This window comes from Micromonospora sp. NPDC003776 (assembly GCF_053605645.1).
This window is the reverse complement of sequence record NZ_JBSGJR010000281.1, coordinates 1-8,623: the sequence shown is the minus strand read 5'-3', so window position 1 is coordinate 8,623 and position 8,623 is coordinate 1. Positions and strand designations below refer to the sequence as shown.

Annotated in this window: 8 protein-coding genes; all 8 read left to right on the top strand. The window is 74.6% G+C overall.

Annotated features, from left to right (window positions below; genetic code table 11):
- Positions 1 to 161 precede the first annotated feature (161 nt).
- Positions 162 to 1,196, top strand: a complete 1,035-nt coding sequence (locus tag ACWEVO_RS21650) for an MCE family protein (RefSeq protein WP_452309342.1) — start codon at positions 162 to 164, stop codon at positions 1,194 to 1,196.
- Positions 1,193 to 2,176 (top strand): MCE family protein, encoded by a 984-nt coding sequence (locus ACWEVO_RS21645; protein ID WP_452309341.1) that lies wholly within the window; start codon positions 1,193 to 1,195, stop codon positions 2,174 to 2,176. The genes ACWEVO_RS21650 and ACWEVO_RS21645 overlap by 4 nt, the downstream gene beginning before the upstream one ends.
- The gene (locus ACWEVO_RS21640) at positions 2,176 to 3,420 is read left to right on the top strand and encodes an MCE family protein (protein WP_452309340.1); all 1,245 of its coding nucleotides are present in this window, start codon (positions 2,176 to 2,178) and stop codon (positions 3,418 to 3,420) included. The genes ACWEVO_RS21645 and ACWEVO_RS21640 overlap by 1 nt, the downstream gene beginning before the upstream one ends.
- On the top strand, positions 3,417 to 4,838 hold the full coding sequence (locus tag ACWEVO_RS21635) for an MCE family protein (RefSeq protein WP_452309339.1): 1,422 nt from the start codon (positions 3,417 to 3,419) through the stop codon (positions 4,836 to 4,838). Before ACWEVO_RS21640 ends, ACWEVO_RS21635 begins: the two co-directional genes overlap by 4 nt.
- Positions 4,835 to 6,070: an MCE family protein gene (locus ACWEVO_RS21630; RefSeq protein WP_452309338.1), complete on the top strand. Its 1,236-nt coding sequence runs from the start codon at positions 4,835 to 4,837 to the stop codon at positions 6,068 to 6,070. Before ACWEVO_RS21635 ends, ACWEVO_RS21630 begins: the two co-directional genes overlap by 4 nt.
- Positions 6,067 to 6,960 (top strand): hypothetical protein, encoded by an 894-nt coding sequence (locus tag ACWEVO_RS21625; RefSeq protein WP_452309337.1) that lies wholly within the window; start codon positions 6,067 to 6,069, stop codon positions 6,958 to 6,960. Before ACWEVO_RS21630 ends, ACWEVO_RS21625 begins: the two co-directional genes overlap by 4 nt.
- A 16-nt stretch (positions 6,961 to 6,976) precedes the next feature.
- Positions 6,977 to 7,483: a hypothetical protein gene (locus ACWEVO_RS21620; protein WP_452309336.1), complete on the top strand. Its 507-nt coding sequence runs from the start codon at positions 6,977 to 6,979 to the stop codon at positions 7,481 to 7,483.
- Positions 7,484 to 7,715: 232 nt separating this feature from the next.
- The coding region (locus ACWEVO_RS21615; protein WP_452309335.1) for a serine/threonine-protein kinase at positions 7,716 to 8,623 on the top strand (908 nt) is incomplete at its 3' end.

The window sequence follows — 8,623 nt, the reverse complement described above, 5'->3', positions numbered from 1 at the left end:
GCGGTGCCCGCGGGCGCGATGGGCCAGGCCGGCACCAGCCAGGAGCAGGCCCTGGTCAAACCCCTGGTCGGCGGACTCACCGCCACCCCACCGGCCGAGGTCCCGGACATCGCGGTGCTGCTCTGGGGGCCGCTGCTGCGCGGAGCGGTGGTGAACGCCCGATGACCGGCAGAACCACCTCCGCGCTCGTCAAGCTGCTGGTCTTCGCCGCCGTCACGCTGCTGGCCACCGGCATGCTCGCCCAGACCCTCGGCGCGTTCCCACCCGACGGGGTCACCTACCGGGCCCGGTTCACCGACGTCACCGGGCTGCTGGCCGGCGACGACGTCCGCGTCGCCGGCGTCCGGGTCGGCAAGGTCAGCGACATCGCGGTCGTCGACGACTCCGTCGCCGAGGTGAGCTTCACCGTCGACCGGGACGTGCCGGTCGCCGCCGGGGTCCGCGCCGCCGTCCGCTACCGCAACCTCGTCGGGCAGCGCTACCTGGCACTGACCGAGGGGCCCGGCGACACCCGCCCGCTGCCCGCCGACGGGCTCATCCCGCTCAGCCAGACCAAGCCGGCGCTGGACCTGACCGTGCTGTTCAACGGCTTCCGGCCGCTGTTCACCGCGCTCAACCCCGACGACGTCAACAAGCTCGCGTACGAGATCATCCAGGTCCTGCAGGGGGAGGGCGGCACCGTCGCGAGCCTGCTGCGGCGCACCGCCTCGCTGACCACCACCCTCGCCGACCGCGACGCGGTGATCGGGCGGGTCGTCAGCAACCTCAACCAGGTCCTCGGCACCCTGGCCGCGCACGACGGCGACCTCGACCAGAGCGTCGCCCAGCTCCAGCAGTTCGTCTCCGGGCTCTCCGCCGACCGCACCGCCATCGGCGACGCCCTGGTGAACCTCGGTGAGCTGACCGACACCACCGCCGGCCTGCTGCGCCAGGTCCGGCCGCCGCTCGCCGCCGACGTGGCGGCCCTCGGCGACCTCGCCGGCACCCTCGACCGCAACGCGGCCACCATCGACTCCACCCTGGGCCGGCTGCCGCAGCGCTACACGCAGCTGACCCGCGTCGCCTCCTACGGCTCCTGGTTCAACTTCTACCTCTGCGACTTCGACGGCCGGGTCGCCGTCGCCGGCCAGCCGCCGCTGACCACGCCGGCCGTCAGCGCCACCGCCGCCCGCTGCGCCACCGGAGGCAGCCAGTGAAACCCTTCCGCGAACGCAACCCGGTCGTCGTCGGCGCGGTCGGCCTGGCCGTCATCGTCGCCGCGCTGCTCGGCGCCTTCCAGTTCGACCGGCTCGCCGCCCTCACCGCCCGCACGTACCAGGCGGCGTTCCACGACGCCAGCGGCCTGGCAACCGGCAACGAGGTCCGGGTCGCCGGGGTCCGGGTCGGCGTGGTCACCGCCGTCGACCTCGCCCGCGAGCCCCACCCGTACGTGCGGGTCCGGTTCCGGGTCGACGACGACGGGGTACGCCTCGGCCGGGACACCGGCGCCACCATCCGGATCAAGACGGTGCTGGGTCAGAAGTACCTCGCGCTGTCGCCGGCCGGGTCGGGGGCACTGCCCGAGCACGCGGAGATCCCGCTCGACCGCACCGCCGCCCCGTTCGACGTGGTGCAGGCCGTCACCGGGCTCGCCGACACCCTCGACAAGGTCGACACCGACCAGCTCGCGCAGGCGTTCACCACCCTGTCGCAGACCTTCGCCGACACCCCGCCCAGCGTCGCCACCTCGCTGACCGGCCTGTCCCGGCTGTCCCGCACCGTCGCCAGCCGCGACGCCGAACTGCGTTCCCTGCTCGCCCGCGCCCACACCGTCACCGGCGTGCTCGCCCAACGCGACGAGGAGTTCCGCAAGCTGGTCACCGACGGGGAGAAGCTGCTCGCCGAGGTCAGCCGCCGCCGCGACGCCATCCACCAGCTCCTCGTCGGCACCGACCAGCTCGCCACCCAACTGTCCGGGCTGGTCGCCGACAACCGCGCCCAGCTCGAACCGGCGCTGCGCAAGCTGCGCGACGTGGTCGCCGTCCTGCAACGCAACCGCGACAACCTGGAGCAGACCATCCGCCGGATGGGGCCGTTCGTCACCGCCTTCGCCAACGTGGTCGGCAACGGTCGCTGGTTCGACTCCTACGTCGACGGTCTGCTCCAGCCCTACCTGCCTGCCCCGGGAGGACGCTGATGCCCGGCCGGATCCAGCGCTGGCGGCGCCCGCTCGCCGCGGCCACCGTCCTGCTCACCGCCATCGCCGTGGGCGCCGCCGTGTGGCGGCACGAGACACCGCAGCGGCGGGTCGTCGCGTACTTCACCCGCGCGGTCGGCGTCTACCCGGGCTCGGACGTCCGGGTGCTCGGCGTCCGCGTCGGCGAGGTCGAGAAGGTCACCCCGCAGGGCCGGGTCGTCCGCGTCGACATGCGCTACGACCCCACCCTGCGGGTCCCCGCCGACGCCCAGGCGCTGATCGTCCCGCCCAGCGTGGTCAGCGACCGGTATGTGCAGCTCACCCCGCCCTTCACCGGCGGAGCCGACCTCCCGGACGGCGCCGAGATCCCGGTCGCCCGGACCGCCGCGCCGATGGAGATCGACGACATCTACGCCGCGCTCGACGAGTTCAACAAGACCCTCGGGCCGCAGGGCGCCAACGCCGACGGCGCCCTGTCCGACCTGGTCGGCACCGGCCGGGCCAACCTCGAAGGCAACGGGCAGCACCTGCACGACACCCTCGACGGCCTCTCCCAGGCGCTGACCACCCTCTCCACCGGACGCGGCGACCTGTTCGGCACGGTCGTCAACCTGCAACGCTTCACCACCACCCTGGCCCAGAGCGACCAGCAGGTACGCCGCTTCCAGCAGCAACTCGCCGACGTCGCCGAACAGCTCGCGGGGGAGAAGGAGGAACTCGCCGCGGCGCTGCGCAACCTCGCCACCGCGCTGGCCGAGGTGACCACCTTCGTCCGGCAGAACCGGACCGCGCTCACCTCGAACGTCACCGCGCTGACCGACATCACCCGGGTGCTGGTCCGCCAGCAGCGGGCCGTCATCCAGATCCTCGACGTGGCGCCGCTGGCCGTGGGGAACCTCAACCTCGCCTACAACCCGCGCTCGGGCACCCTGGACACCCGCGACAACGCCCTCGGCCCGTACGACCCCGTGACCTTCGTCTGCTCGCTGATGGCGGACCAGTTGCCCGCCGCCGAGGTGCCCGCCAAGTGCACCGCGCTCGCACAGACCCTGCACGCCCAGGGCAAACCCCTCACCGACCAGCTGCGCAAGCTGATCAAGCTGCCGCCCGGCGCCCCGGCGACCGGCGGGTCCTCACCGGGGTCCGCAAGCTCCCCCGGTGCGCCGACCGCCGACCAGGCGCCGGGCGGCTCCTCCACCACCAGCGATCCCACCCTCGGCGGCATCCTGCGAGGCGCGGCATGAGCGAGCGAGCGCGTCGTCCGCTGCGGTTGCTGGCCGCCGCGCTCACCGTGGCGCTGCTGCCCGCCGGCTGCGGCCTGCCCGACGTCGCCGACCTGCCGCTGCCCGGCGGCAAGCCGGCCGGCGCGGGCTACACCGTCACCGCCGAGTTCGCCGACGTGCTCGACCTGGTGCCCCGCGCCGCGGTCAAGGTCGACGACGTCACCGTGGGCTCGGTGGAGAAGATCTCCCTGTCCGGCTGGCACGCCCAGGTCCGGCTGCGCCTCGACCGCGCCGTACGGCTGCCCGCCAACGCCACCGCCGCGGTACGCCAGAGCAGCCTGCTCGGCGAGAAGTACGTGTCGGTCTCCGCGCCGCCCACCGAGCCGGCCCGCGGGCGGCTCGCCGACGGGGACGTCATCCCGCTGTCCCGCACCACCCGCGGCGCCGAGGTCGAGGAGGTCCTCGCCGCCCTCGGCCTGCTGCTCAACGGCGGCGGCCTGGCCCAGCTGCGGACCATCAACCAGGAGTTGGGCAACGCCCTGGCCGGCCGGGAGGCGGACCTGCGGGACACCCTCACCCAGCTCGACACGTTCCTCGGCGGCCTGGACCGGCAGAAGGCCGACATCGTGCGCGCCATCGCCGCGCTCGACCGGCTCACCGGCCGACTCGCCCGTCAGCGCCAGGTCGTCGGCGACGCGCTGGACTCCCTGGCTCCCGGCCTCACCGTGCTGGCCCGGCAGCGCGCCCAGCTGACGAAGGCGCTCACCGCGCTCGGCCAGCTCGGCACGGTCGGCACCCGGGTGGTCGAGCGCAGCCGGGCGGACACCGTGGCCAGCGTGAAGGCGCTGCAACCCATCCTCGAACAGCTCGCCTCGGCCGGCGACGACCTGCCGAAGTCGCTCGACTTCATGCTGTCGTTCCCGTTCCCGCCCAACGTGACCGGGGCGATCGTCGGCGACTTCGTCAACCTCTCCGTCACCGCCGACCTGGACGCCGCGAGCATCCTGTCCAACCTGCTGGCCGCCGCGCCCGCGCCCACTCCCGCCGCGCGGACGCCGCGGGCACCGGCCCAGACCGCGCCCCGGGCGCCCGCCGGCGGGCCGAAGGTTCCCGAAAAGCCCGGCGGCGGCCTGCCCGGCGTGCCCGAGCTGCCGCTGAAGTGCCTGCCCGACCTCACGCACCTCCCGGCCACCTGGACGCCGCCGAAGGAGTGCGGCCTGCCGGAGGGCTGCCAGCTGCTCAAGCCCGGCTCCACCGTGCCGATCGGCGGACTGCTGCTACCCACCGGCGTGGTGCCGGCGGGCACCGCGTTCCCCGCCGGGACCGAACTGCCGGACGGCACCGTGCTCACCGCCGACTGCGTACTGCCGGTGACCGGCGCCGTCACCGGCCAGATCGGCGACCTGACCGACGTCCTGGGTGGAGGGCTGCTGCCGTGATCGGACGCACCGTCAAACTCCAGGTGCTCGCCTTCGTGCTGGTGAGCATCCTCGGCATCGGCTACGTCGGCATCCGCTACGTCGGCCTCGGCGACCGGCTGCTCGGCAACGGCTACGTCCTCCACGTCGACCTGGCCCGCGCCGGCGGCCTGTTCGCCAACGCGCCGGTCACCTACCGCGGGGTGCCCGTCGGCCGGGTCACCGCCGTCGGCCTGCACGGCGACGGGGTCCGGGCCGACCTGCGCATGGACCGGGGGGTCCGGGTGCCCGACGCGCTGCGCGCCGTGGTCACCCAGCGCTCGGCGGTGGGGGAGCAGTACCTCGACCTGCGCCCGGACCGCGACGCCGGCCCGTACCTCGCCGCCGGGGCGGTGATCCCGGCCGACCGGACCGGCCTGCCGCTGGCCCCGGAGACCCTGCTGACCAACCTGGACGCCCTGGTCCGCTCGGTCGGCCCGGACGACCTCAGCGTCCTGATCACCGAACTGGGCACCGCGTTCGAGGGCAACGAACAGGCCCTGGCCCGGATCCTCGACTCCGGCGACGCCCTGCTCGCCGAGGCCGACACCCGGCTCCCCGAGACGCTCGCGCTGATCCGCGACGCCCGCACCGTGCTCACCACCCAGGCGGAATCGGCCGACGCACTGCGCCGCTGGTCGGCCGGCCTGGCGCAGCTCGCCGCCACGCTCCGTGCCGCCGACCCCGACCTGCGGCGGCTGCTCGCCGCCGGACCGCCGGCCGGCGCCGAGCTGCGCGCCCTGCTGCGGGGCCTGGAGCCGGACATCGGCACCCTGCTCGGCAACCTGGTCACCGTCAACGGGATCGCCGCCCGGCGGCTGCCCGGCATCGAGCAGCTGCTGGTGGTCTACCCGATCGCGGTCGCCGGCGGCTTCACCGTCACCCCCGGCGACGGCACCGCCCACCTCGGCCTCGTCGTCAACGCCAACGTGCCCCCGTCGTGCGTCTACCACGGCGGCGGCACCACGTGCAGCGCCCGCGACAAGGCCGCCGGGGCGAGCGTCCGCGGGGCCGGCAACGCGCCCCGACCCGGCGGCGCCGACCCGGCCCCGTCCGACCCCGACCCGCAGACCACCCCGGGGTACGACCCCGCCACCGGCCTGGTGCTCGGCTCCGACGGCCGCCCCCTGCAGTTCGGCGGCACCGGCGGCCAGTACCGCACCGCCGGAGACCAGTCCTGGAAACAGCTGTTGCTCGCCGGCCTGACCCCGTGACCGGCGTACCGGAGGAGGTGGCGGTGCCCAGCCGCAGGAACACCACACTGAAAGTCATCAAGGGCGCCCTGGCCGGCGGCCCGGCCCCGGCGCGCCGCCGGCTGGTCAGCCGCCCGCTGCCCCGGCCCGCCGAGCCCATCGAGCAGGTGCTCGAACGCCTCGACCGGGAGCCGGTGGAGGACCCGCTCGAGGGCGGCGACCTGACCGTGGTCGGCGACCCGGCCGAGGTCGAGGACCTGCCCGACCCGGACCCCGAGCCGGCCCGCACCGACGGCCCCACCACGGCGGCGGCCGACACCGACACCGACACCGACGGCCCGACCGGCTCGGCCGCCGCTCCCGCCGACGCCGCCGACGCCGGTCGGAAGGAGAAGCGGTCCGCGACCGCCGCACCCGGCCGACCGGGCCGGGGCCGAGCCCTGACCGCGATGCTGGTCGTGCTGCTCGCCGCCGCCCTCGCCGGCGCCAGCGTCTACGGCCACCGCTGGTACGTCGACCGGGCCACCGACCAGGCGCACCGGCAGGCCGTCGCCGCCGCCCGGCAGGCCGCCGTCAACTTCGTCTCGATCAGCGCCGCCAGCGTCGACCGCGACCTGCAACGCGTCACCGCCGGGGCCACCGGCGACTTCAAGGACGAGTTCACCCGGGGCCAGAAGCAGGTCCGCGCCGCGGTCGTGGAGAACAAGGTCCAGTCGCAGGGCAGCGTGCTGCGCGCCGCGCTGGTCTCCGGCGACCGCCGCCACGCGGTGGTGCTCGTCGCCGTCGACGCCACCGTCAAGAACGTCAAGGCACCCGACGGCCGCCCGTCGCACTACCGGATCCAGCTCGACCTGGTCCGGGACGGCGACTCCGGCCAGTGGCTGGTGTCCAAGCTCCAGTTCGTCGGCTGACCGGCAGGAGAAGACCATGCGAGTTCCCACCGTGCTGCGCCGCCGGCCCGCCCGGCCGCGCCTCGTACCCCTGCTCGCCGTCGCGGTCGTCCTCGCCGCGGCCGTGGCCCTCGCCGGCTGGATCGCCGACCGCCACGCCGGGCAGCGGGACCAGGCCGTACGCCAGGCCCTGGCCACCGCGCCGGCCGCGGCCAAGGCGCTCTTCTCCTACGACTACCGCACCTTCGACGACAGCATCGCCAACGGCCGCACCTTCGCCACCGGCGCCTTCGCCGACGAGTACGCGCAGACCACCGCCGCGCTCAAACCGACCGCCACGAAACAGCAGGCGGTGGTCCTGGCCGAGGTGTCCGCCACCGGCGTGGTCAGCGCCGAGCCGGACCGGGTGGAGCTGATGCTCTACCTCAACCAGTACCGGCGCAACGTCACCACGGCGGGGGAGAAGGTCGACCAGAACCGGGTGGTGCTCACCATGGTCCCGATGGGCGGCGAGTGGAAGGTGGTCAAGGCCACCGCCATCTGACCGGCGGGTTGCCCGGGTCTGCTATCCGTGGCGGCGTGTCCGTTACCGACCACGCGCCGACGCCGCGCCCCGCCGCGACCGACCCGGCATCCGGCCCGTACCCCGGGTCCACAGTCGCCGACCGGACAGCGGATGCGTCCGTTGCGCCGATGGACGGCAGCTCCGACGCGACCAGAATGATCAGCGAGACGGGGGTCGATGCCCGTTCCTGGATCGCCGTGGAGTACGTCGCATGAGCGGCTGGCAGCTGTCCGGCTACACCCCCGTCCGCCGGCTCGGTGCCGGGGCGTCCGGCAGCGTCCTGCTCGCCACCCACGACGCCACCGGCACCCCGGTCGCCATCAAATACCTGATCCGCGCCATCGGCGAGGACCCCTCATTCCGGACCGCCTTCCGCCAGGAGGCCCGGCTGCTGGCCGAGATCGACGACCCGCACGTCTCCCGGCTCTACGAGTACGTCGAGTCCGCCGAGGGCGCGGCGATCGTCATGGAGCTGGTCAACGGGGTGTCGCTGCGGCAGATGCTGCGCGAGCACGGCCCGACCACCCCCGAGTCGGCGCTCTGCGTGCTCAAGGGCTCCCTCGCCGGGCTCGCCGCCGCGCACAGCCACGGTGTCGTGCACCGCGACTACAAGCCGGAGAACGTGCTGGTCACCGGCGCAGGGCTGAGCAAGCTCGCCGACTTCGGCATCGCCATGCCGATCGGCCAGGGCTCCGACACCACGGTCTCCGGCACGCCCCGCTACATGGCCCCCGAGCAGTGGACCGGCGACCCGGCCAGCCCCGCCTGCGACATCTACGCGGCCACCGCCACCTTCTTCGAGTGCCTGACCGGCCGCCCGCCGTACGACGGGACGAACCTGTTCGCCCTGCGTGAGCAGCACGCCTCCGCGCCGATCCCCACCGCCCCGGCCCCGGCACCGGTGCACGAGCTGCTCCGGCACGGCATGGCCAAGCGGCCCGCGGACCGGCCGCAACCCGCCCAGGTCTTCCTCGACGTGCTCGACCGGGTGGCCGGCGCGGCGTACGGCCCGGAGTGGGAGGAGCGTGGACTGCGGGAGCTGGCCCGCCGGGCCGCGCTGCTCGCCGCCCTCTGGCCGTTCCCGGACGGCACCGGCGGCGCCACCAGCCTGGCCAGCAC